General features: G+C 59.2%; 22 protein-coding genes and 1 tRNA gene. 21 read left to right on the top strand and 2 right to left on the bottom strand.

Features of this window, described 5'->3' with window-relative positions; all coding sequences use genetic code 11:
- Positions 1-48: 48 nt before the first annotated feature.
- The 20 genes from LNV06_RS01175 to LNV06_RS01080 all read left to right on the top strand — a co-directional run bounded on the left by LNV06_RS01175 (position 49) and on the right by LNV06_RS01080 (position 21,054).
- Positions 49-133, top strand: a tRNA-Leu gene (locus LNV06_RS01175).
- 214 nt (positions 134-347) lie between these two features.
- Positions 348-707 (top strand): NADH-quinone oxidoreductase subunit A, encoded by a 360-nt coding sequence (locus LNV06_RS01170; RefSeq protein WP_263536415.1) that lies wholly within the window; start codon positions 348-350, stop codon positions 705-707.
- A 44-nt stretch (positions 708-751) separates the two neighbouring features.
- A complete protein-coding gene (locus LNV06_RS01165) occupies positions 752-1,228 on the top strand; it encodes a NuoB/complex I 20 kDa subunit family protein (RefSeq protein WP_046113908.1) in 477 nt (158 codons plus the stop codon).
- Between the two features lie 14 nt (positions 1,229-1,242).
- On the top strand, positions 1,243-1,836 hold the full coding sequence (locus LNV06_RS01160) for an NADH-quinone oxidoreductase subunit C (RefSeq protein ID WP_263536414.1): 594 nt from the start codon (positions 1,243-1,245) through the stop codon (positions 1,834-1,836).
- Between the two features lie 3 nt (positions 1,837-1,839).
- On the top strand, positions 1,840-3,093 hold the full coding sequence (locus tag LNV06_RS01155) for an NADH-quinone oxidoreductase subunit D (protein WP_263536413.1): 1,254 nt from the start codon (positions 1,840-1,842) through the stop codon (positions 3,091-3,093).
- Positions 3,094-3,101: 8 nt separating this feature from the next.
- Positions 3,102-3,626: an NADH-quinone oxidoreductase subunit NuoE family protein gene (locus LNV06_RS01150; protein WP_263536412.1), complete on the top strand. Its 525-nt coding sequence runs from the start codon at positions 3,102-3,104 to the stop codon at positions 3,624-3,626.
- A 15-nt stretch (positions 3,627-3,641) separates the two neighbouring features.
- Entirely contained in the window at positions 3,642-4,994 is a 1,353-nt protein-coding gene (gene nuoF / locus LNV06_RS01145; protein WP_263536411.1) for an NADH-quinone oxidoreductase subunit NuoF, read from the top strand.
- An 18-nt stretch (positions 4,995-5,012) separates the two neighbouring features.
- Positions 5,013-7,340: an NADH-quinone oxidoreductase subunit NuoG gene (nuoG, locus tag LNV06_RS01140; protein ID WP_263536410.1), complete on the top strand. Its 2,328-nt coding sequence runs from the start codon at positions 5,013-5,015 to the stop codon at positions 7,338-7,340.
- A gap of 16 nt (positions 7,341-7,356) precedes the next feature.
- Positions 7,357-8,415 (top strand): NADH-quinone oxidoreductase subunit NuoH, encoded by a 1,059-nt coding sequence (gene nuoH / locus LNV06_RS01135; RefSeq protein ID WP_263536409.1) that lies wholly within the window; start codon positions 7,357-7,359, stop codon positions 8,413-8,415.
- 14 nt (positions 8,416-8,429) lie between these two features.
- Positions 8,430-8,915, top strand: coding sequence for an NADH-quinone oxidoreductase subunit NuoI (gene nuoI, locus LNV06_RS01130; RefSeq protein WP_263536408.1), 486 nt, complete (start codon positions 8,430-8,432; stop codon positions 8,913-8,915).
- Between the two features lie 70 nt (positions 8,916-8,985).
- Positions 8,986-9,636: an NADH-quinone oxidoreductase subunit J gene (locus LNV06_RS01125; RefSeq protein WP_263536407.1), complete on the top strand. Its 651-nt coding sequence runs from the start codon at positions 8,986-8,988 to the stop codon at positions 9,634-9,636.
- A complete protein-coding gene (gene nuoK, locus LNV06_RS01120; RefSeq protein WP_263537478.1) occupies positions 9,636-9,944 on the top strand; it encodes an NADH-quinone oxidoreductase subunit NuoK in 309 nt (102 codons plus the stop codon). Before LNV06_RS01125 ends, nuoK begins: the two co-directional genes overlap by 1 nt.
- Positions 9,945-9,951: 7 nt before the next feature.
- Positions 9,952-12,003, top strand: a complete 2,052-nt coding sequence (nuoL, locus tag LNV06_RS01115) for an NADH-quinone oxidoreductase subunit L (protein ID WP_263536406.1) — start codon at positions 9,952-9,954, stop codon at positions 12,001-12,003.
- 19 nt (positions 12,004-12,022) lie between these two features.
- Entirely contained in the window at positions 12,023-13,501 is a 1,479-nt protein-coding gene (locus tag LNV06_RS01110; protein WP_263536405.1) for an NADH-quinone oxidoreductase subunit M, read from the top strand.
- Between the two features lie 16 nt (positions 13,502-13,517).
- A complete protein-coding gene (gene nuoN, locus LNV06_RS01105; RefSeq protein ID WP_263536404.1) occupies positions 13,518-14,999 on the top strand; it encodes an NADH-quinone oxidoreductase subunit NuoN in 1,482 nt (493 codons plus the stop codon).
- Positions 15,000-15,015: 16 nt separating this feature from the next.
- A complete protein-coding gene (locus LNV06_RS01100; protein ID WP_263536403.1) occupies positions 15,016-15,324 on the top strand; it encodes a DUF2818 family protein in 309 nt (102 codons plus the stop codon).
- Positions 15,314-15,919 (top strand): NUDIX domain-containing protein, encoded by a 606-nt coding sequence (locus LNV06_RS01095; protein ID WP_263536402.1) that lies wholly within the window; start codon positions 15,314-15,316, stop codon positions 15,917-15,919. Before LNV06_RS01100 ends, LNV06_RS01095 begins: the two co-directional genes overlap by 11 nt.
- A 27-nt stretch (positions 15,920-15,946) precedes the next feature.
- Entirely contained in the window at positions 15,947-16,513 is a 567-nt protein-coding gene (locus LNV06_RS01090) for a DUF1178 family protein (RefSeq protein ID WP_263536401.1), read from the top strand.
- A gap of 134 nt (positions 16,514-16,647) precedes the next feature.
- A complete protein-coding gene (locus tag LNV06_RS01085; RefSeq protein WP_263536400.1) occupies positions 16,648-17,823 on the top strand; it encodes an efflux RND transporter periplasmic adaptor subunit in 1,176 nt (391 codons plus the stop codon).
- A 6-nt stretch (positions 17,824-17,829) separates the two neighbouring features.
- Positions 17,830-21,054: an efflux RND transporter permease subunit gene (locus LNV06_RS01080; RefSeq protein WP_263536399.1), complete on the top strand. Its 3,225-nt coding sequence runs from the start codon at positions 17,830-17,832 to the stop codon at positions 21,052-21,054.
- 21 nt (positions 21,055-21,075) lie between these two features.
- On the opposite strand, the gene LNV06_RS01075 is transcribed toward LNV06_RS01080, so the two are convergent.
- Together LNV06_RS01075 and LNV06_RS01070 are read right to left on the bottom strand one after the other, a co-directional pair.
- Positions 21,076-22,485 carry an FAD-binding oxidoreductase gene (locus LNV06_RS01075; RefSeq protein ID WP_263536398.1) on the bottom strand — a complete coding sequence of 470 codons (1,410 nt, stop codon included), beginning with the start codon at positions 22,483-22,485 and terminating at the stop codon, positions 21,076-21,078.
- Positions 22,482-22,931 carry a DUF2069 domain-containing protein gene (locus LNV06_RS01070; RefSeq protein WP_263536397.1) on the bottom strand — a complete coding sequence of 150 codons (450 nt, stop codon included), beginning with the start codon at positions 22,929-22,931 and terminating at the stop codon, positions 22,482-22,484. Before LNV06_RS01070 ends, LNV06_RS01075 begins: the two co-directional genes overlap by 4 nt.
- Positions 22,932-22,949: 18 nt before the next feature.
- Between LNV06_RS01070 and LNV06_RS01065 the strand changes: the two genes are divergently transcribed.
- Complete coding sequence (locus tag LNV06_RS01065) at positions 22,950-24,185, top strand: YihY family inner membrane protein (protein ID WP_263536396.1); 1,236 nt, start codon at positions 22,950-22,952, stop codon at positions 24,183-24,185.
- Positions 24,186-24,189: the final 4 nt, after the last annotated feature.

Here is a 24,189-nt window from a genome sequence, read left to right as displayed (position 1 = left end):
CGATCCCTCTCGCTATATAAAGCAAGTCGAGATTAGATTTAAGTATTGGCCGTCGTGGTGAAATTGGTAGACACGCTATCTTGAGGGGGTAGTGGCGAAAGCTGTGCGAGTTCGAGTCTCGCCGACGGCACCAAAACATAGGTTAGTATTCCAAGGTTGGAGCCCGAAGAATGCTGATCGGAGCGCCCTGTCGCGGAGTAAGTCGGGATGAAATTCTTGATTGCAATGCCGGGGACCAGGCGGGCGCAGTCCGTAAGCGATTTATCGCTGTCGGTGCGCCCGTTGCTTTTTTCGAATCGCTGTGGACCGCTTGGAGGCGGAAAGCAGCTCTAGACAGAGCGTCACCCATGAACTTGGATCAGTACCTACCCGTCATCCTCTTCATCCTGGTCGGCGCCGGCGTCGGCGTGGCGCCTCAAGTGCTCGGCTTTCTGCTTGGGCCAAATCGGCCTGATGCGGCCAAAAACTCCCCCTATGAATGCGGCTTCGAGGCCTTTGAAGATGCTCGAATGAAATTCGACGTCCGGTATTACCTCGTGGCCATTTTGTTCATTTTGTTTGACTTGGAAATCGCGTTTCTCTTTCCTTGGGCAGTTTCTCTGCGCGAGATTGGAGCGGTGGGTTTCTGGTCGATGATGATTTTCCTGGGCATTCTGGTCGTAGGTTTTGCCTACGAGTGGAAAAAAGGCGCCCTGGATTGGGAATGATGCACCTGGTCTGCTGACAGACTCAGAACTCGGAAGCGCACCTCATGGGTATCGAAGGCGTTCTAAAAGAAGGCTTTGTCACCACCTCGGTCGACAAGCTGATCAACTGGTCCAAGACCGGTTCCTTGTGGCCAATGACCTTCGGTCTGGCCTGTTGTGCGGTTGAGATGATGCACGCTGGCGCGGCGCGTTATGACATCGACCGTTTCGGCATGTTGTTCCGCCCCAGCCCTCGTCAGAGCGATTTGATGATTGTTGCCGGCACGCTGTGCAACAAGATGGCACCCGCTTTGCGCAAGGTCTACGACCAGATGGCCGAGCCGCGTTGGGTGCTCTCGATGGGTTCCTGTGCCAATGGCGGTGGTTACTACCACTACAGCTATTCGGTCGTGCGCGGTTGCGATCGCATCGTGCCGGTCGATGTTTATGTGCCTGGCTGCCCACCAACGGCCGAGGCCTTGCTGTACGGCATCCTGCAATTGCAGGCCAAGATTCGTCGTGAAAACACGATTGCGCGCTGAAGGAACAAGTACCGATGAGCAAACTTGCCACCCTGCAAGCCGCACTTGAGTCTGTCCTTGGCGACAAGATTCAAAAACTGAAGAATCAGTTTGGTGAAATCACCATAGAAGTTGCTGCTGCCGACTATCTGTCGGTCGCGAAGACCTTGCGTGATCACCCAGAACTTCGCTTTGAGCAGTTGATTGACCTCTGTGGCCTGGATTACAGCAGCTACAAAGACGGCGGCTACGAAGGCCTGCGTTATGCCGTGGCTTCGCATCTGCTGTCGGTCAACAAGAACTGGCGTGTGCGCCTGAAGGTCTACTGCCCAGACGACGCGTTTCCTTGCGTTGCCGCCATCACGCCGATTTGGAACTCCGCCAACTGGTTTGAGCGCGAGGCATTTGACCTGTACGGCATCATTTTTGATGGTCACGAAGACCTGCGCCGCATCCTGACCGATTACGGATTCATCGGTCACCCAATGCGCAAGGACTTCCCGACTTCGGGCAATGTGGAAATGCGTTACGACGCCGAGCAAAAACGCGTGATTTATCAAGCGGTGACGATTGAGCCGCGTGAAATCACGCCGCGCATCATCCGCGAAGAAAACTACGGTGGTATCTGATTCATGGCTGAAATCAAGAACTACACGCTGAATTTCGGTCCTCAGCACCCGGCTGCGCACGGTGTGCTGCGCTTGGTCTTGGAGCTCGACGGTGAAGTGATTCAGCGGGCTGACCCGCATATCGGTTTGTTGCACCGTGCCACTGAAAAGCTGGCCGAGAGCAAGACTTATATCCAGTCGCTGCCTTATATGGACCGTCTCGACTATGTGTCGATGATGGCCAATGAGCAGGCCTATTGCCTGGCCATCGAGAAGATGATGGGCATCGAAGTGCCGATCCGTGCGCAATACATCCGTGTGATGTTTGCCGAGATCACGCGCTTGCTGAATCACCTCATGTGGTTGGGCGCGCACGGTCTGGATTGCGGCGCGATGAACGTGCTGATTTACGCTTTCCGTGAGCGTGAAGACCTGTTCGATATGTACGAAGCCGTCTCCGGCGCGCGCATGCATGCGGCTTATTTCCGTCCTGGCGGTGTCTATCGCGATCTGCCGGACAGCATGCCGCAGTACAAGGTCAGCAAGATCAAGAATGCCAAGACCTTGGCCAAAATGAATGAGAACCGCAGCGGCACGCTGCTGGACTTCATCGAAGACTTCTGCAATCGCTTCCCCAGCAATGTGGACGATTACGAAACGCTGCTGACCGATAACCGGATCTGGAAACAACGTACCGTCGGCATCGGCGTGGTGTCGCCCGAGCGCGCTTTGAATATGGGCTTCACCGGCCCAATGCTGCGTGGTTGCGGCATCCCTTGGGACTTGCGCAAGAGTCAGCCTTATGACGCTTACGCCAAGGTGGATTTCGACGTTCCGGTCGGCACCAACGGCGACACCTATGACCGCTATGTGGTGCGCGTCGAAGAGATGCGCCAATCGAATCGCATCATCCAGCAATGCGTGGCTTGGTTGCGCGCCAATCCCGGCCCGGTGATCACCGATAACCACAAAGTCGCTCCTCCTTCTCGTGTTGGCATGAAGTCGAACATGGAAGAGTTGATCCACCACTTCAAACTCTTCACCGAAGGATTCCCCGTCCCCGAAGGCGAAGCCTACGCGGCGGTGGAGCATCCCAAGGGTGAGTTCGGCATCTATATGGTCAGCGATGGGGCCAACAAGCCTTACCGACTGAAGATTCGCGCCCCAGGCTTTGCCCATTTGGCAGCGCTGGATGAAATGGCGCGTGGCCATATGTTGGCTGACGCGGTAGCCATCATCGGCACGATGGACATCGTGTTCGGTGAAATCGATCGGTGAGTCATTCGATGAGCAATGAATACATTCTGAGTGAAGCCACCGCGGCACGTTTTGCGCGCGAAGTGGCCAAGTACCCGGCCGACCAGAAGCAGTCGGCCGTGATGGCCTGCCTGTCCATCGTGCAGCAAGAGATTGGCTTTGTGTCTCGTGCCAGCGAGGACGCGATCGCTGCCTACTTGGGCATGCCGCCGATCGCTGTTTACGAAGTGACGACCTTCTACAACATGTACAACCAGCGCAAGCTGGGTCAGTTCAAGTTGAACGTCTGTACCAATTTGCCTTGCCAGTTGCGCGACGGCCAGAAGGCGCTCAACCACCTGTGCGAAAAGCTGGGCGTGGAAGAGGGCGGTACGACGGCCGACGGTATGTTCACCGTGCAAAAGAGCGAATGTCTTGGCGCCTGCGCCGACTCGCCGGTGATGTTGGTCAATGACCGTCAGATGTGCAGCTTCATGAGTCACCAGCGCCTCGATGAGCTGGTCGACGTGCTCAAGGCCCATGCAGCAGCCGAAGCCGCTGCGGCCAAGAACTGAGGAACGGGAAGAAGCATGCTGGATCTATCCAAGTTTCAGAGTCAGGGCGTCGAGACCTGTTTCCATGATCGCCACATCGGCGCGCAGATCTATGACGGTCTGGATGGCAAGAATTGGGGTCTGAAGGACTACGTCGCACGTGGCGGTTATGCCGCACTGCGAAAAATCTTGAAAGGCGAGGGCGCGCCCGAAGGCACGCCGCTGACGCAAGACCAAGTCATCGCCGAGGTCAAGGCTTCCGGCCTGCGCGGCCGCGGCGGCGCTGGTTTCCCAACCGGCTTGAAGTGGAGCTTCATGCCGCGTCAGTTCCCGGGTGCCAAGTACCTGGTTTGCAACTCGGACGAAGGCGAGCCCGGCACTTGCAAAGACCGCGACATCTTGATGTTCAACCCGCACATCGTGATTGAAGGCATGGCGATTGCCGCTTTCGCCATGGGCATCAAGACCGGCTACAACTACATCCACGGCGAGATCTTTGAGGTCTACGAACGCTTCGAAGCGGCCTTGGAAGAAGCTCGCGCGGCCGGTTTCTTGGGTGACAACATTCTGGGTTCGGACTTCAGCTTTCAGCTGCACGCTTTTCACGGTTTCGGCGCCTACATCTGCGGTGAAGAAACCGCGCTGCTCGAGTCGCTGGAAGGCAAGAAGGGCCAGCCACGCTTCAAGCCGCCGTTCCCCGCCAGCTTTGGACTGTATGGTCGTCCGACCACCATCAACAACACCGAGACCTTTGCGGCTGTCCCCTGGATCATCCGAAATGGCGGCCAGCCCTATCTGGAAATCGGCAAGCCCAATAACGGCGGCACCAAGATCTTCTCGGTCTCGGGTGACGTTGAGCGTCCCGGCAATTACGAGATCCCATTGGGCACACCGTTTTCCAAGCTGCTGGAACTGGCGGGTGGCGTGCGCAAGGGCCGCAAGCTGAAGGCCGTGATCCCAGGCGGATCGTCCTCGCCAGTCTTGACCGCCGAAGTTATGATGGACTGCACGATGGACTATGACTCCATCGCCAAGGCCGGTTCGATGCTGGGCTCGGGTGCGGTCATCGTGATGGACGACAGCCGTTGCATGGTCAAGAGCCTGCTGCGCTTGTCTTACTTCTATGCCCACGAGTCCTGCGGTCAATGCACACCTTGCCGTGAAGGTACCGGCTGGATGCACCGCGTGGTCGAGCGTATTGCCAACGGCCATGGCAAGCCCGAAGACATCGATTTGCTGAACTCGGTGGCGGACAACATTCAGGGTCGCACCATCTGCGCTTTGGGCGATGCAGCGGCTATGCCGGTGCGCGCCATGATCAAGAACTTCAAACACGAGTTCGTTCATCTGATCGAACACAAAACGGCTCTGGTGCCGGCCTCGGTTTGAGGCAGGACAGGACACGACATGATTGAAATCGAACTCGACGGTCAGAAGCTGACGGTTCCTGCGGGCAGCATGGTGATGCATGCCGCCGAGCAGGCCGGCACTTACATCCCGCATTTCTGCTATCACAAGAAGCTCTCCATCGCCGCCAACTGCCGCATGTGCTTGGTCGATGTGGAGAAGGCGCCCAAGCCTATGCCCGCCTGCGCGACGCCGGTCACGCAAGGCATGATCGTTCGCACCAAGAGCGACAAGGCGCTGAAGGCCCAGCAAGGCGTGATGGAGTTCTTGCTGATCAACCACCCGCTCGATTGCCCGATCTGCGACCAGGGTGGCGAATGCCAGTTGCAAGACTTGGCGGTGGGCTACGGTGCCGGCAAGTCGCGCTACACCGAAGAAAAGCGCGTCGTCTTCCAGAAGAACGTCGGCCCTCTGATCTCCATGCAAGAGATGAGCCGCTGCATTCATTGCACCCGCTGCGTGCGCTTCGGCCAAGAAATTGCCGGCGTGATGGAACTGGGCATGGCGCATCGCGGCGAGCATGCCGAGATCCAGACCTTTGTCGGCCGCTCGGTCGACTCGGAGTTGTCGGGCAATATGATCGACATCTGTCCGGTCGGCGCCTTGACCAGCAAGCCCTTCCGCTACAGCGCTCGTACTTGGGAGTTGTCGCGCCGCAAGAGTGTCAGCCCGCATGACAGCACCGGTGCCAATTTGATCGTTCAGGTCAAGGGCAATGAGGTGATGCGCGTCGTGCCGCTGGAGAACGAAGCCGTCAATGAATGCTGGATCGCCGATCGCGACCGCTTCTCTTACGAAGCTCTGAACAGCGATCAGCGTCTGACCCAGCCGATGATCAAGCAGGGCGGCGCTTGGAAGACGGTTGATTGGAGTACAGCGCTCGAGTACATCGCTAACGGCCTGAAGGCCATTCGTGCAGAGCATGGCCCAGCCGCCATCGGCGCGCTCGGTTCCGAGCACAGCACCGTGGAAGAGTTGCATCTGCTGGCCAAGCTGGTGCGCGGTCTGGGTGGCGAGAACATCGACACCCGTCTGCGCCACAGCGACTTCGCCAACCAGGCTGAAGCCGGCAAGGCTTTCTGGCTGGGCTGCTCAATCGCCTCCTTGAGCGAGTTGGACCGCGCCCTGGTGGTCGGCTCCAATCTGCGCAAAGATCACCCTCTGTTTGCGCAGCGTCTGCGTCAAGCTGCACGCCACGGCGCGCAGGTGATGAGCATCCATGCTGCGGAAGACGACTGGCTGATGCCGGTCGCTGCCCGTGTGACTGCTGCACCGAGCGCTTGGGTGCAAAGTCTGGCCGATGTGGCCGCGGCGATTGCCTCCGCCACCGGAGCAAGCGCCCCGCTGCCCGGCCAAGCCACCGAGGCCGCACAGGCGATCGCCGATGCGCTGCTTTGCGGTGATCGCAAGGCCGTGCTGTTGGGCAACGCCGCCGCACAGCATCCGCAAGCCAGCAGCCTGCTGAGCTTGGCCAACTGGATTGCGGCGCAGACCGGCTCCACCGTTGGTTATCTGAGCGCTGCCGCCAACACCGTCGGCGCACAGCTGGCCTCGGCTTTGCCCAAGGCCGGTGGTCTGAATGCTGGACAGATGTTGAACGGTCAGCTGAAGGCCTTGCTGCTCTTGAACAACGATCCGGTGCTGGACAGCGCCAATCCGGCGGCCGCTGCCAAAGCCTTGGCCGCTGCTGAGATGGTCGTGGTGATGAGCGCCTTCAAGACCGGTCTGGAATACGCCGATGTGATGCTACCGACGGCACCGTTCACAGAAACCTCGGGTACTTTCGTCAACGCCGAAGGTCGCGCCCAAAGTTTCGTCGGTGTGGTCAAGGCGCTGGGCGAAACCCGTCCGGGCTGGAAGATTTTGCGCGTGCTGGGCAATTTGCTGGCGCTCGAGGGTTTTGCGCAAGACAGCTCCGAGCAGGTGCGGACCGAGGCCCTGGGTCCCGACTATTCCGACCTCAACGCACGTCTGAGCAATGCTTCGAGTGCGGTGCCAAGTCTGGCCGGCGCCGCCGCAGGTTTGGAACGTTTGGCCGATCTGCCGATCTACGCGACCGACGCCCTGGTTCGCAACGCCAGCTCCTTGCAGTTGAGCAGCGATGGCCGCAATGCAGCCGTTGCGAGCTTGCCTCAAGCGCTGTGGACGCAGCTGGGTCTGAGCGAAGGCGCTTCAGTGCGTATCAGCCAAGAAGGTGCTGGCGAAGTGCAGCTGGCCGCCCGTTTGGATGCCAAGCTGCCTGCCACGGTGGTGCGTGTGCCGGCCGGTTTGGCCGAAACCGCAGCGCTGGGCTCGTCTTTCGGCGCTTTGAGCGTGGCCAAGGCTTGAGAGGCTTAGAACAGCAATGATTGACACCTTTTACCAATCTGGCGCGCAGCTGCTCGGCGGCGCTTGGCCCGTGATCTGGAACCTGATCAAGATCATCGTCTTGGTCGCTCCGCTGATGATCTGCGTGGCCTACCTGACGCTGTGGGAACGCAAGGCGATCGGCTGGACGCAGATTCGTCCGGGCCCGAATCGGGTCGGTCCCTTCGGCTTGCTGACACCGATCGCCGATGCGGTGAAACTGATCTTCAAGGAGATCATTGTTCCCTCGGCCGCCAATAAGGGTTTGTTCTTCATCGGCCCCATCATGACCATCATGCCGGCCCTGGCTGCCTGGGTGGTGGTGCCCTTCGGCCCTGAAGTGGCGCTGGCCAATGTCAATGCCGGCGTACTGCTCTTGATGGCCATCACCTCGATCGAGGTTTACGGCGTCATCATTGCCGGCTGGGCTTCGAACTCGAAGTACGCTTTCTTGGGCGCGCTGCGTGCCTCCGCACAGATGGTCAGTTACGAAATCGCCATGGGCTTCGCCCTGGTGGTGGTGCTGATGGTCAGCGGCAGCCTGAACATGACCGACATCGTCATGGGGCAGGGCAAGGGTCAGTTTGCCGACATGGGCATGGGCGTCTTGTCTTGGAACTGGTTGCCTTTGCTGCCTATCTTCGGCGTGTACTTCATCTCTGGTCTGGCCGAAACCAACCGTCACCCCTTCGACGTGGTTGAAGGTGAGTCTGAAATCGTGGCCGGTCACATGGTCGAGTATTCGGGCATGTCTTTCGCCATGTTCTTCTTGGCCGAATACGCCAATATGTGGCTGGTCTCCATCCTGACTGTGCTGTTCTTCCTGGGTGGTTGGTTGTCGCCGTTCGCAGCGCTGGACTTCATCCCCGGTTGGATCTGGTTGGGCGCCAAGACCTTTGCCGTCGTCACCATGTTCTTGTGGGTGCGAGCCAGCTTCCCGCGCTACCGCTATGACCAGATCATGCGTCTGGGCTGGAAGATCTTTATCCCTGTGACCCTGGTCTGGTTGGTCGTCATTGGCCTCTGGATTCAGTCGCCCTACAACATCTGGAAGTGAGCTGAGGTCCTCCCATGTCTGCAGTAAGCTTCATCAAGAGCTTCATGCTCATCGAGCTGTTCAAGGGCCTGGCCCTGACTGGACGGCATTTCTTGTCGCGCAATATCACGGTGCAGTTCCCGGAAGAGAAGACACCCTTGTCGCCTCGTTTCCGTGGCCTGCATGCGCTGCGCCGTTATGAAAACGGCGAAGAGCGTTGCATCGCCTGCAAGCTCTGCGAAGCTGTTTGCCCCGCCATGGCCATCACCATTGAGGCCGGCGTGCGCGAAGACGGTTCACGGCGTACCACGCGTTATGACATCGACCTGACCAAGTGCATCTTCTGCGGTTTCTGCGAAGAAAGCTGCCCGGTCGACTCGATCGTCGAAACCAGTATTTTTGAGTATCACGGCGAAAAGCGTGGCGACCTGTACTTCACCAAGGACATGTTGCTGGCAGTCGGTGACCGATTCGAGCCCGAGATCGCAGCCCAAAAGGAGGCCGACGCCAAGTACCGCTGATCGCTCCGGGTGGGCTGGAGTCAAGCTCTAGCCTCATCCCGCGCGAGACTGCTGCTTTGCAGGAAGACGCATGGAAATCACCACTGCTTTGTTCTACATCTTCTCGGCCGTGCTGCTGGGTGCATCGTTCCGTGTGATCACGGCGCGCAGCACCGTGCATTCGGCCCTATTCCTGATCCTGGCCTTCTTCACCGCCTCCTGCATCTGGATGCTGTTGAAAGCCGAGTTCCTGGCCATCACCTTGGTGTTGGTTTATATCGGCGCCGTGATGGTGCTCTTCCTCTTCGTGGTGATGATGTTGGACATCAACTCCGACCATGTGCGCGAAGGTTTCTGGAAGCACCTGCCGCTGGGTGCGCTAGTGGGCACCCTCATCGCCTTGGAAATGGCGGCCGTGCTGATGGGCGGCTTCCGTTTGAGCGAAGCGCCCGCTGCCACTGAAGCTGCTCTGAAGCTGGGCAACACCAAGATGCTGGGCGTGGCGATCTACACCCAGTACCTGTACCCCTTGCAAATCGCGGCCGTGTTGCTGTTGGTGGCCATCATTGCCGCCATCGCGTTGACCCTGCGTAAGCGCAAGGACTCACGCAGCCAGAACCCGTCTGAGCAGGTCAAGGTCAAGAAGGCCGATCGCCTGCGCATCATCAAGGTGGCACCGAGCGTGGAAGTTGCTGCTGCCCCTGCTGCTGAAGCAGCAGCTGACACTGGAGCCAAAGCATGATGACCCTGACGCTGGGCCACTTCCTGACCTTGGGCGCGATGCTTTTCGCGCTGTCGGTGGTGGGCATCTTCATGAACCGCAAAAACCTGATCGTGCTGCTGATGGCGATCGAGTTGATGTTGCTGGCCGTGAATCTGAATTTCGTTGCCTTCTCGCACTACTTGGGCGATATGGCTGGGCAAGTCTTTGTGTTCTTCATCCTGACCGTGGCGGCCGCAGAGTCGGCGATCGGCTTGGCCATTCTGGTCGTGCTGTTCCGCAACCGCGCCACCATCAATGTCGAAGAACTCGACGCGTTGAAGGGCTGATCGCCATATGTCCGCACAACTCTCTCAAAACATGTTGCTTGCGGTGCCTTTGGCACCCCTGGTCGGCGCCATCGTGGCCGGTCTGTTTGGCAAGCAGGTGGGGCGCGCAGGCGCCCACAGCGTCACCATTCTGGGCGTTCTGATCGCCTTCATCATCTCGGCGATGACCTTGAATTCGGTCATCAACGACGGTGCCCGCTTCAACCAAACCATTTATGAATGGATGGTGGTCGGCGGCCTGAAGATGGAAGTGGGCTTCTTGGTCGATGGCCTGACCGCCATGATGATGTGCGTGGTGACCTTTGTGTCGCTGATGGTGCACATCTACACCATTGGCTATATGCAAGAAGATCCGGGCTATCAACGCTTCTTCAGCTATATCTCGCTGTTCACCTTCTCGATGTTGATGCTCGTCATGAGCAACAACATGCTGCAACTGTTCTTCGGCTGGGAAGCCGTGGGCCTCGTCAGTTACCTCTTGATTGGTTTCTGGTACACCAAACCTACCGCGATCTTCGCCAATATGAAGGCCTTCCTGGTCAACCGTGTCGGTGACTTTGGCTTCATCCTGGGCATTGGTTTGCTGGTGGCTTATGCAGGCTCGCTGAACTACACGGAAGTCTTCGCCAAGCGCGCGGAGCTGTCCACCATCGCCTTCAACGCGCCTTTGTGGGGCAGTGATTGGATGATGCTGAGCGTCGCTTGCATCTGCTTGTTCATCGGTGCCATGGGCAAATCGGCCCAGTTCCCGCTGCACGTCTGGCTCCCGGACTCGATGGAAGGCCCGACCCCCATCTCCGCGCTGATCCACGCCGCCACCATGGTGACCGCCGGTATCTTCATGGTGGCTCGCATGAGCCCTTTGTTTGAGTTGTCGGACACTGCTTTGAACTTCGTGCTGGTGATCGGTGCCATCACGGCCTTGTTCATGGGCTTCTTGGGCATCATCCAGAACGACATCAAGCGCGTCGTGGCTTACTCGACCTTGTCGCAGCTGGGCTATATGACGGTGGCGCTCGGTGCTTCGGCCTACTCGGTGGCGGTCTTCCACCTGATGACGCACGCCTTCTTCAAGGCCTTGCTGTTCCTCGGCGCGGGCTCGGTCATCATCGGCATGCACCACGACCAAGACATTCGCAATATGGGTGGCCTGCGCAAGTACATGCCGATCACCTGGATCACGTCGTTGCTGGGTTCCTTGGCTTTGATCGGAACGCCGTTGTTTGCTGGCTTCTACTCCAAGGACAGCATCATCGAGGCGGTGCACGCCAGCCATCTGCCCGGTGCAGGCTTTGCGTACTTTGCGGTGATTGCCGGCGTCTTCGTGACGGCCTTCTATTCCTTCCGCATGTACTTCCTGGTCTTCCACGGCAAGGAGAACTTCCGTCACAAGCCTTTCCCCGGCGAACATGACCATCATGATGACCATGGCCACCATGAACCGCATGTGCCGCATGAGTCGCCTTGGGTTGTGACCCTGCCATTGGTGCTGCTGGCCATTCCTTCGGTGGTGATCGGCTACCTGGCCATTCAGCCGATGTTGTTCGGTGACTTCTTCAAGGACGCGATTTTCGTCAACCATGAAGTGCACCACGCCATGAAAGAACTGGCGCATGAATTCCACGGCGCCGCCGCGATGGCCGTCCACGGCCTGAGCACCTTGCCGTTCTGGCTGGCTCTGGGTGGCGTGGTCACGGCTTATGTCTTCTACTTGATCGCACCGAACATTCCCAAGACCATTGGCCGTGTGCTCTCGCCGGTCGTCAATGTGCTGGAAAACAAGTACTACCTGGACTGGTTCAATGAAAACGTGTTGGCCAAGGCCGCGCGTGGTCTGGGTCTGGCTTTCTGGAAGGGCGGCGATGCGGCCCTGATCGACGGCTTGATCATCAACGGTTCAGCCCGCACTGTGGGCGGCATTGCCAGCTTGGTGCGCCGAGTGCAAACCGGTCACCTGTACTGGTACGCGCTGGTGATGATTCTGGGCGTGATCGGACTGATGACGTGGCAGCTGTGGCCCTATATATGGCCCCAATTCAAGACCTTGGCTGGTCTTTGATCTAGGGCGGAGAACAAGAATGTTGCTTAGTCTTGCCATTTTTCTACCCATCGCCTGCGGCCTGATTCTCTTGGCCCTGGGCCGAGACGACCAAGCCAAGACCGTGCGTTGGTTGGCCCTGATCGCCTCGCTGGCCTGCTTTGCGGTCACGCTGCCTTTGATTGGCGGTTTTGACACTTCGACCGCTGCCATGCAGTTCGTCGAAAACCAGCCCTGGATCGAGCGCTTCAATGTGCGCTACCACCTGGGCGTGGACGGCATTTCGATGTGGTTCGTGCCGCTAACGGCCTTCATCACCGTCATCGTGGTACTGGCGGCTTGGGAAGTGATCGAGTCGCGCGTCAATCAGTACATGGGCGCTTTCATGATCCTGTCGGGTCTGATGATCGGTGTGTTCTCTGCGCTTGATGGCCTGCTGTTCTACGTCTTCTTTGAAGCGACGCTGATCCCGATGTACATCATCATCGGTGTTTGGGGTGGTCCGCGCCGTGTCTATGCGGCCTTCAAGTTCTTCCTCTACACGCTGGCTGGCTCCTTGCTGATGCTGATCGCGCTGCTCTACCTGTACTTCCAGTCGGGCGGTTCCTTCGACATCCTGACCTGGCACAAGCTGCCCTTGAGCTCGCAAGCGCAAACCTTGTTGTTCTTTGCCTTCTTGGCCGCTTTCTCGGTCAAGGTGCCGATGTGGCCGGTGCACACCTGGCTGCCTGATGCTCACGTGGAAGCACCCACTGGTGGCTCGGTCGTGCTGGCCGCCATCATGTTGAAGTTGGGCGCCTACGGCTTCCTGCGTTTCTCCATGCCCATTACGCCAGACGCTGCGCATCAATGGTCCTGGTTGATCATCGCCATGTCCTTGATCGGTGTGGTCTATATCGGCTTGGTGGCCTTGGTGCAGCAAGACATGAAGAAGCTGGTGGCGTATTCGTCCATCGCGCACATGGGCTTTGTCACCCTGGGCTTCTTTATCTTCAATGAGTTGGGCATGGCCGGCGGACTGGTGCAAATGATCTCGCACGGCTTCGTGTCGGGTGCGATGTTCCTGTCTATCGGTGTCTTGTACGACCGTGTGCATTCCCGCGAGATCGCCAGTTATGGTGGTGTGGTGAATACCATGCCCAAGTTCGCGGCCTTTGCCTTGTTCTTCGCCATGGCCAATTGCGGCCTGCCTGCTACCGCCGGTTTCGTCGGTGAGTGGATGGTGATCCTGGGTACGGTCAAGTACAGCTTCTGGCTGGGCGCGATCGCAGCCACCGCCTTGATCTTTGGCGCTGCCTATTCGCTGTGGATGTACAAGCGCGTGTACTTCGGTGCCGTCACCAATGACGATGTCAAGAATCTGAGCGATATCAACGCCCGTGAATTCCTGATGATGGCGGTGCTGGCGATTGCCGTGCTGTGGATGGGCGTCTATCCCAAGCCCTTCACCGATGTCATGCAGGTCTCCGTGAGCGAGTTGCTCAAGCATGTGGCCGTGTCCAAGCTGAGCGGCATTTGAGAGAGGCCACACCCAAATGAACAATATGAACTGGCTCGCGGTCTACCCCGAAATCGCTCTCCTGGTCATGGCCTGTATCGTGGCCATGGTGGATCTGTTCGTCACCGATCCTGAGCGTCGCCCCACTTACTGGCTGACACAGCTGACCCTGGCGGTCGTCGGTGGCGTGCATCTCAGCTATTTCAACGACGGCGCGACCGTCTACGCCATGCAAGGCATGGTGGTGGCCGACCCGATGGGCCACCTGCTGGCCTTCTTCGCCTGCGTCGCCACCATCGTGACCCTGGTGTATGCACGACCCTATGCCGCTTCGCGCGACATGCTGAAGGGCGAGTTGTTCACCCTCAGCCTGTTTTCGCTGCTGGGCATCTTTGTGATGCTGTCGGCCAACAACTTCCTGGTCATCTATCTGGGTCTGGAGTTGATGAGCTTGTCGCTCTATGCCTTGGTGGCCTTGCGCCGTGACCATGCCAATTCGACCGAAGCGGCAATGAAGTACTTTGTGCTCGGCGCCTTGGCCAGCGGCTTCTTGCTCTACGGCCTGTCGATGATGTACGGCGCCACCGGTTCGCTGTCGATCCCGCAGGTCTTCAACGTCATCAGCACTGGCGTACCAAACAAGTCCGTCCTGGTCTTTGGCGTGGTGTTTGTGGTCGCTGGCTTGGCCTTCAAGCTGGGTGCTGCACCTTTCCACATGTGGGTGCCCGACGTTTACCAAGGCTCACCGACTGCTGCAACTTTGCTGATTGGCGCCGCGCCCAAGCTCGCTGCTTTTGCCATCACCATTCGCTTGTTGGTGGAAGGCATGATCGGCTTGGCCGTGGATTGGCAACAAATGCTGATCGTCTTGGCCGTGATGTCGCTGCTGGTCGGTAACTTGGCTGCCATTGCACAGACCAATCTGAAGCGCATGTTGGCTTACTCAACCATTGCGCAGATGGGCTTCATGTTGCTGGGTTTGGCCTCTGGCGTGGTTAACAACAACACGCTGTCGGCCGCCAATGCCTACAGCTCGGCGATGTTCTATGTCGTCACTTATGTGATGACCACCTTGGGCTCCTTCGGCATGATCTTGCTGCTCTCGCGTCAAGGCCATGAAGCCGAAGAGATCAAAGATCTTGCCGGCTTGGCCAAGCGCAGCCCTTGGTATGCCGCCGTGATGACCATCTTTATGTTCTCTCTGGCGGGCGTGCCGCCCACCGCAGGCTTCTACGCCAAGCTGTCGGTTCTGCAAGCCATGGTCTCAACCAATGTGAACTTCTATCTGGCGCTGTCGGTGCTGGCGGTGGTGGTGTCCCTGATCGGCGCCTTCTACTACCTGCGCATCGTCAAGGTGATGTTCTTTGATGAACCCACCGACACAGCGCCCCTGGCCGCTCCCAGCGATGTGCGCGTGGTCATGTCTTTGAACGGCGCCGCCGTGCTGTTCTTTGGTTTGCTGCCGGGCGGTTTGATGGCCATGTGCGCTCAGGCCATCGTCAAGACGCTGGCGACCTGAGGCTGTATTTCGATTGATGGATAACCAGACAGCGATCTGGCTGGTTTTGGTCGCCGCCGTTGCGGCGGCGAACTTGCCGTACTTAAGCCACCGAATCTTGTTGCTGGGCCCGCAGCGCAAGCCCAAGGCCGCCGGATGGCTTTTGCTCGAGCTCGCCTTGCTGGCTTGCTTGACCTTGGCCCTGGGGTTCGCGATTGAAGCCAAGCTGGGTCAGCGCCAGCCGCAGGGTTGGGAGTTCTATGCGGCCGGGCTTTGCCTCTTCATCACCTTGGGTTTCCCTGGCTTTGTTTGGCGCTACCTGAGGCGCTCGCGTCATGAAGACTGACTCAGCCGCCCATGTTGACGAGGCGGACCTCCATCTGCGCGAACAATGCGTGGAGTCAGCTGCGGTCTACACCGGCAGCTTTTTGAAGGTTAAGCGCGATGTGGTGCGCATGCCCGACGGGGCGACCGCCACGCGCGAGTACATCGTTCATCCTGGCGCTGTGATGATCGTCCCTCTGTTGGATGACGACCGCCTGCTGATGGAGCGACAGTTCCGCTACCCCATGGGCCGGGCCATGCTGGAGTTCCCTGCGGGCAAACTCGATGCCGGCGAGGCGCCTCTGGTTTGTGCGCAACGAGAGTTGCTCGAAGAAACCGGTTACAGCGCAGCCGAATGGGCTCATGCCGGCGTTTTGCACAATGCGATCGCCTATTCAGATGAAGGCATTGAGATCTTTTTTGCCCGCGGCCTGAAGGCAGGAAAGCAGTCGCTGGACGAGGGCGAGTTCTTGGACATCGTCACCCACAGTGTGGGTGAACTTGATGCTTTGGCAGCCAGCGGCGCCATGACCGATGCCAAGACCTTGATTGGCCTGCTCTGGTTGTCGCGCTGGCAGCGCGGTGAGTGGGCCTTGGATTGGCAGGCCGCCGTCTAAACCTGCTTCGTCCTTTCTCTCTAGCGCATGATTGTTTTGAATCTGGCTTGCAGCCACGACCATCTGTTTGAAGGATGGTTTGGTTCCGCCCATGACTTCGAAACTCAGCTGACTCGCGGGCAATTGTCATGCCCGCTTTGCGCTGACACTTCGATACGCCGCATGCCGACTGCGGCACGCTTGAACGTGTCAAAGCTGCGCGAAGAAACGCATCGCGCGAGCGATGCCAGCGGGCGAAAAGCCGCTGAACCCAGCGCTGCGAAACCTTCGCAAGCCTCAGCTTCAGATCCAGGTGCCGTTGCACCCATCGCGCCGGCTGCCGCTGCTGCTCAAGGGGCAACACAGCCCAATGTCCAGCCCAGTGCCCAGCAAATACAAGCCCTGGTCTTGCACGCCGTGCGAGAGTTGATGGCCAAGACCGAAGACGTCGGTGGCCAGTTCGCCGAAGAAGCGCGCCGCATTCACTACGGTGAAGCCGAGGATCGGGCCATTCGCGGCCAGACCAGTGCCGAAGAGTTGGAAGCCCTCAGCGACGAGGGCATCGAAGTCCTCGCTTTGCCTCTGCCGCCGCCTTTGGCCGGCACCTTGCAATAAGGCAAAAGCCAAGCCCCTAGGGAAAATACCTGGGTGGATTGGGGGGCCATGACCTCTGGTGCCAGAGGCAATGTGGCTTAAGCTGTCGCGCCCCAAGATCAATTGATCTAAAACAAATTTTCGGAGTTCGTCTGATGACGCGTCGTCCTGTCTCGCTGACTGTCTTGTTCGCTGCTACCGCCGTTTTTGGCGCTTTGGCCCTGAGCGCTTGCGGCAAATCGACGTCAAGCCCTGATGCCGCGAAAGGGGACAAGGCGGCCGCTGCCGTGTTGCAGATCGCCCCTGAAGACATCTTGACCATGAGCTTGGGGACCTATGCCTCCGGCCCCGTGATCACCGGCTCTATTCAACCGGAAAAGCGTGCCGATCTGCGCGCCGAAGTGTCGGCTGTGGTCTTGCAGGTTTTGAAGGAAAACGGCGAAAACGTCCGCGCGGGTGACTTGCTGGTGCGTCTGGACAGCACTTACATCCGGGATCAGCTGACTTCCGCCGAGGAGTCCGCACGCGTTGCTGGCCAATCGTTCGAACAAGCCGAGCGCCAGTTTCAGCGTCTCAAGACTTTGCAAGCGCAAGGCATGAGCTCACTTCAGGCCATGGAAGACGCTGAGCAGCGCCGCAATACCGCTCAAAGCGATCTCGTAGCTGCCAAAGCGCGTGCGGTGCAAGCCCGCCAGCAATTGCAGCGCACCGAGGTGAGGGCACCGTTTGACGGGGTCGTGAGCGAACGCAAGGTTTCCGCCGGTGACACGGCTCAAATCGGCAAAGAACTCGTCAAGGTCATTGACCCTCGCAGCATGCGCTTTGAAGGCTTGGTGTCGGCCGACCGCATGAGTGAGTTGAAGGCGGGCCAAACGGTCAGCTTCAGCGTCAATGGATTGGGTGAGAAGGACTTCAGCGGCAAGATCCGCCGGGTGGATGCTGCGGCCAATGCCACCACCCGCCAATTGGAAGTCTTGGTTGATTTCGTGCCCGGCACCGCGCCCAAGGTCGCTGGCCTCTATGGCGAAGGTCGGGTCGAAACCGGCAGCACCAGCACCTTGCTGCTGGCTGATGCTTCCTTGGTCCGTGCGGGCGACGAGGCCTTTGCCTGGTTGATCCAGGGCGACACCCTCAAAAAGGCAGCCGTGAAACTGGGAGAGCGTGATGCCCGCCGCGGTGAATTCGTGCTGCTCAGCGGTTTGAAAGCTGGGGACCGGATTTTGCGTAAGCCCGGCTCCAATTTGCAGGACGGTCAAAAGATTCAACTGGTCCCTTCGCCCAAAGCCAGCGTTCCTGCGGGCGCGGCCAAGGCAGCCTCGGCAGGGAAGTAAGAAGCCATGTTTCTTTCCGATTTCAGTATCAAAAAGCCGATCGCCACGATCGTCATCATCATCTCCTTGATGTGCTTGGGCCTTCTGGCACTCAAGAAGCTGAAGGTCAATCAAATCCCCGATGTGCAAGAGCCGGTGCTGGTGGTGGGCATTTCCTACCCCGGAGCCTCGCCTGAGACGGTCGAGCGCGAGGTGGTCAATCGCATCGAGAAGTCGTTGCAGAGCATCTCGGGCGTTGCCCGCGTGCGCTCCAGCGCAAGTGAAGGTTATGCGCAGATTGTGCTGATCTTCAACTTCAACAAGAACCTGATCGAAGCCTCGGATGAGGTCCGCAACGCCATCGATACGGTGCGCTACAAGCTGCCCACGGAAATCCGCGAGCCTGTGGTGCAGCGAGAGGACCCGGCGGCTGAGCCCATCATGCAGTTGGCCTTGTCCAGCAGCAAACAGAGCCATGCCGAGATTTCTCGCATTGCCGAAGACCAATTGGCCGACAAGTTCCGCGGCGTGCCCGGCGTGGCCGTGGTCATGGTCAATGGCTCGCTCAAACGTGAGTTGAGTGTGCTGCTGCATGCAGAGAAGCTGCGCGAGAACAATGTCTCGGTCACCGAGGTGGTGGCCGCGCTGCGCAATCAGAACAGCACCGCGCCGGTCGGCAAGGTACGCGGCACGCTGGAAGACCAAAGCATTCGCTTGATTGGTCGCATCGAGTCGCCGGCCGAGTTCCAACAAATCGTGGTGAAGCGCCGCGGAACCGAGTTGGTCCGCCTCTCGCAAGTGGCCAGCATTCAAGACGGTTTCGCCGAGATCAACCGCATCAGCCTGCGCAATGGCAACCCCAATGTGGGCATCGCCATCACACGCTCGCGGGATGCGTCGACCGTCACGGTGGCGACCAAGATTCGCAAGATGGTCGAAGAGATCAACAAGACTTTGCCGGAAGGCGCCACCCTGGAGGTGACGCAAGACGGTGGCAAGGACGCACAGAACAGCCTGAACAATGTGATCGAGTCTCTGGTGCTCGGCGCTGGCCTGACGATTTTTGTCGTCTATGTGTTCCTGAACTCTTGGCGCTCCACCTTGATCACCGCGCTGTCGCTGCCGACCTCGGTGATTGCGGCTTTCATCGCTGTGTGGCTTTGCGGCTTCACCTTGAACTTCATGAGCCTCTTGGGCCTGTCATTGGCGATCGGCGTCCTGATTGACGATGCCATCGTGGTGCGTGAAAACATCGTGAGACATATGGAGCGGGGTTCAGATCGCCGCACCGCCGCACTGAACGGCACGGCGGAAATCGGCTTGGCTGTGGCTTCGACCACTTTCGCCATCGTGGCCGTGTTTGTGCCGGTGGCCTTCATGCCTGGCGTGTCGGGTGAGTGGTTCCGACCCTTTGCCTTGACGGTGGTGGCTTCGGTGATGGTGAGTTTGTTCATCTCCTTCACCTTGGACCCAATGTTGTCCGCTTACTGGGGCGACCCACCGAATCACCATCTGGCGCCCAAGAATGCCCTGGGCCGCTTGCTGGAACGCTTCAACCATTGGTTTGACCATCAAACCGAGCGTTATGGTCATGTGATCGCCTGGGCTCTGCATCACCGCGTCTGGATGTCTTTGTTTGCTGTGGCCAGCCTCGTCGGAGCCTTGTTCTTGCAAGGCAAGTTTGGCGGCTCCAGTTTCTTGCCGGTGACTGATGCGGGCATGGTGGCCGTGGAAGTTCGCACTCCGGCCAGCAGCAGCTTGGAATACTCCAAGCTGAAGTTGGAAGCCGCGGCCGAGCTGGCCCGCCGTTTGCCCGAGACCGTGGCCACCAACACCAATGTCAATATCGGCGGTGGCCGCATTTATGTGGATATTGGCAAGAGCAATAAACGCAAACGCTCCGCCACCGAGGTGGCCAATGACTTGCGTGAGAAGGTCAAGGGCCTGGTGGGCGCCGAGTACGCTGTCTCCGATGACTTGAACGGCGGCGGCCGCAAGCCGGTGCAGATTCGTTTCACCGGGGCCGATTCCCGCAAGCTCTTGGACATCACCAATGCCTTCATGGCGCAGATGCGCGGTATCAAGGGCGCGGTGGATGTGGGTCTGTCCGAGCAAGATCCGCAAGACGAATTGCAGATTGAGCTGAACCGGGGCTTGGCCAATTCGCTGGGTATCTCAGTGACCGATGCCGCACAAGCGCTGCGGGTCGCCTTTGCCGGCGTTGAAGTCGGCGACTGGGTTGACCCCTCCGGCGAGACCCGCGATGTGGCGGTTCGTCTGGCGCCCGAAGACCGGGTCGATGCCAGCAATATCGAGCGCCTGCCGATTGCCGTCAGCGGCAGCAATGTGATGGTGCCGTTGGAGCAGATCGCCACCGTCACCATGGGCAAGGGACCTAGCAAGATTCAGCATGCCGACGGCAAGCGCACCATTGCGGTGGCCGCCAATGTGCAGGGACGCTCCCCCGGCGAGGTGACGGCCGAGGCCTTGAAGCTGGCCAAGGCGATCAACTTCCCGCCCGGCTACAGCCTGGAATTGGAAGGTGATTCGCGCGAGCAGGAAGTGGTGTTCACCGAAATGGGCATCGCGCTCGTCTCAGGCATAGGACTGATGTATCTGGTCTTGGTGATGCAGTTCGGCTCCTTCACTGCGCCGCTGCCGGTGATGCTGTCCCTGCCTTTGTCCCTCATCGGTGTGGTCTTGGCGCTTTTGATGACCAAGAGCACGCTGAATCTGATGAGTTTCATTGGCGTCATCATGCTGATGGGGCTGGTGGCCAAGAACGCCATTCTCTTGCTGGATGCAGCACGTCAACTCGAGGCCGAAGGCATGGACCGCGAAGATGCTTTGATGACGGCCGGCCGCAAGCGCTTGCGCCCGATTCTGATGACCACTTTTGCGCTGATCGCCGGCATGCTGCCGGTGGCGATTGGCTTGGGCGAAGGCAGCGAGTTCTACCGTCCGATGGCGGTGGCCATCATTGGCGGCACCATCACTTCGACGATTCTGACCTTGTTGGTGATCCCCACCTTCTACGACAGCATCGAGATCGCGCGTGACCGCATGATTGCCAAGTTCGGCCGTCGCTCGGCGCGCTGGAATGGGCTGCTGGCCTTTGTGCTGACCTTTGTAGAGGCCCTCTTGACGATGCTGATGATTCGCTTCGTCTGGCGCATGCTGCTCAAGCTTTGGAATCTCGCCCGCGGCAACCCAGGCAAGGCGGCGGTCGCCGCCGCGCATTTGTCGCCTTGAGTCCTTAGGCGCCGCGGCTGCTCAGAGCAGCCGCCCTGGATTCATCAAGCCCTGGGGATCCAGGGCTTTTTTGATGGCGCGCATCATTTGCAAGGCGACCGGGTGTTTGCGCTGGGTCAGCTCTTCGCGCTTGAGGCGACCAATGCCATGTTCGGCTGAGAAGCTGCCGCCAAAAACCGCCACCGCGTCGTAGACGATGCGGTTGATGGTTGCTTCATGCGCGGCCAAGAATTCCTGCGGCGCAATGCCAAGTGGTGCCTGCACGTTGTAGTGCAAATTGCCATCGCCCAAATGCCCGAAGTTGACCAAGCGAATACCCGGCACTGCCTGAGCCAGTGCGGTGTCAGCCGCCGCTACAAAGGCGGGGATTGCCGACACCGGCAGGGCGATGTCATGTTTGATATTGAGCCCCTCTTGCGCCTGGGCCAGGGGAATGGACTCGCGCAAATGCCAGAGGCCTTGCGACTGGCTTTGGCTCTCGGCAACCGCTGCGTCCGTGATCACGCCACCTTCCAACGCTTGCTCCAACAGCGTTTCAAAAATACGGCGCGCATGGGCTTCGCTCTCAGAGTCCGAGAGTTCTAACAACACCGTCCATGGGCTTGCCGCCAAAGGTTGCTGCAGCTGCGGGAAATGCTGTCGCACCAAGCTCAGCGAGAAGGCATTCATCAGCTCAAAGCCGGTCAGCGACGATCCCGCGCGCTGCTGCGCCAGAGCTAACAATCGAAGCGCATCTTCTAACGTGGCACAAGCGGCCAGTGCGGTCATTTGCGCCAGCGGCTGCGGATAGAGTTTGACTGTGGCGGCGGTGATCACGCCCAGCGTGCCCTCGCTGCCGATGAAGAGGTCGCGCAAGTCATAACCGGTGTTGTCTTTGCGTAGGCCTGAGAGTCCATCCCAGACATCGCCTTGTGCAGTCACCACTTCCAGGCCCAGACAGAGTTCGCGGGCATTGCCATAACGCAAGACTTGAGTGCCCCCGGCATTGGCGGCCAGATTGCCGCCAATGGTGCAGGATCCTTCGGCTGCCAAGCTGAGCGGAAACAGCAAATGCTGTTCGGCGGCCGCTGCCTGCACCGCTTGCAAGATGCAACCGGCGTCCACCGTCATCGTCTGGTTGTCCGCATCAATCTGGCGAATGCGGTTCATACGGCCCAAGCTGAGCAGCAGTTGTTGGCCGCTTTCATCGGGGGTCGAGCCGCCCACCAAGCCGGTATTGCCCCCTTGCGGCACCAGAGCGACGCCGTACTGGCCGCACAGCTTGACGACGCTGGCTACTTGCTCGGTGTTGGCCGGTCGGGCCACCGCCAAGGCGCGACCGGCATAACGGCCGCGCCAATCGCGCTCAAAGGCCGAAAGATCGCCATTCTCTAGCAGCCCCGCCTCGCCGAGCAAATCGCGCAAGGCGTCCAACAGGGTGTGGGTGTTCATGAGGCGGAGGCTTCGCTTGCGGCCTTGGCCGCAGCCAGGCGCAAGCGCACATGCAGGGCGCAGGCGCAGAAAATCAGCACGCTCAAAAGCACCTCAATGGCGGCCAAGCCGGCACTCAGGCCGTGCTCGCTGGTGGCGCGCACCGCGCCTTCCGCAAAGTACAGCCAGATCATCAGGCTGAGCCAGCGGAAGGTGTAGAGCCGGTAGCGCCACAGTCCCAACATGGGGATCAGCAAGGGCAGGGCCTTGATGGCCAAGCTGCCACGGCCGGTGGGGGCCAGCCAAAGCTCCCAAGCCAGGCACAGCACAAACAGGGCAATCAAAGAGCCCAAGGCCAAGCTGCGAGACAGCGCCTCACGATGGCTGGCTTGGGTGCGCAAAACGGGCGCGGCCGTGGTTTCAGCAGGAGCAGCCGAGGACGGCGAATTCAAGGGAGGCATAGACATGCTGGCATCATAGCCAGCATGCGCAAAATCTCTCCCGAACAACTCCAACTGAAAGACTGGGCCGGCCTTCTTGTTTCGACCTTGAATCGCTGGCCATGGCGATTGATGGTGCAAAGCCTGCATCTGCGCTTTCGCGAAGGGCGCTTGGGCCTGACCGCCGGCAGCCTGACCTTCACCACGCTGATTTCTCTGGTGCCCTTGCTGACGGTGATGTTGGCCTTGTTCACCGCATTCCCGATCTTTTCCTCTTTCCAAGTGGCTCTGGAACAGTACTTCGTGAAAAGTCTGATTCCGGTCAATATCGCCAAGCCGGTTTTGGGGGCATTGACGCAGTTCGCCTCCAAGGCCAATCGTTTGGGGGCCGTCGGCTTGGTGGCCTTGGGTCTGTCTGCTTTAGCTTTGATGCTGACGATTGACCGTACGCTCAATTCCATCTGGCGGGTACAGAGGTCGCGACCCTTCACCCAACGTCTCTTGGTTTACTGGGCTACCTTGACCGCCGGCCCTTTGGTTTTGGGGGGCAGTTTGGCCTTGACCAGTTACGCCATCACCACCGGCCATGGCTTGTTGGCCAATCTGCCCTTCAGCTTGGCGGTACTGTTCAGCGGCATCGAGTTTTTGATCATGGTGGTGGGCGTGGCGGCGCTGTTTCGCTATGTCCCCAATACCGATGTGCGTTGGCGTCACGCCTTGGCGGGCGGCGTCTTTGTCACCCTGGGATTTAATGTGGCCAAGAGCGTACTGGCTTGGTACTTCAAATCGGTGCCGACGTTTTCGACCTTGTACGGCGCTTTTGCCACGGTGCCGATTTTTCTGGTTTGGCTTTATGCGGGCTGGGTCATCGTGCTGCTGGGTGCTTTGCTGGCAGCCAATGCGCCCAGTCTCAGCACGGGCATGTTGCGTCGACCTGAGATGCCAGGCCTGAGTCTGGAATTGGCCTTGGGTGTGCTGCGCGAATTGCGTTTGGCTCAGCACTTAGGTGAAGGCGGCGTCAGCACGCTGGGCTTGGCCCGCCGGCTGCGCGTGGACCCATTGCAGCTGGAACCGGTCTTGGATCAGCTTGGCGATTTGGATCTGATCGGGCGGCTGGAGGAGGGCGGCGCTCAGCGCCTGGTGCTCTTGGGTGTGCCCGAGCATGTGGCTGCAGCGCCGCTTTTGCGCACCATGCTGGCCGAGCGAACCATGAGTTTGGCCCCGCTCTGGCAACGCAGCAGCTGGGAAAAACTCAGCATCGCAGATCTGCTGGGAAGCTGAGTCC

The organism is Paucibacter sp. Y2R2-4, from assembly GCF_025717535.1.
GTDB lineage: Bacteria > Pseudomonadota > Gammaproteobacteria > Burkholderiales > Burkholderiaceae_C > Paucibacter_A.
This window is presented reverse-complemented; position numbering and strand designations above follow the sequence as displayed.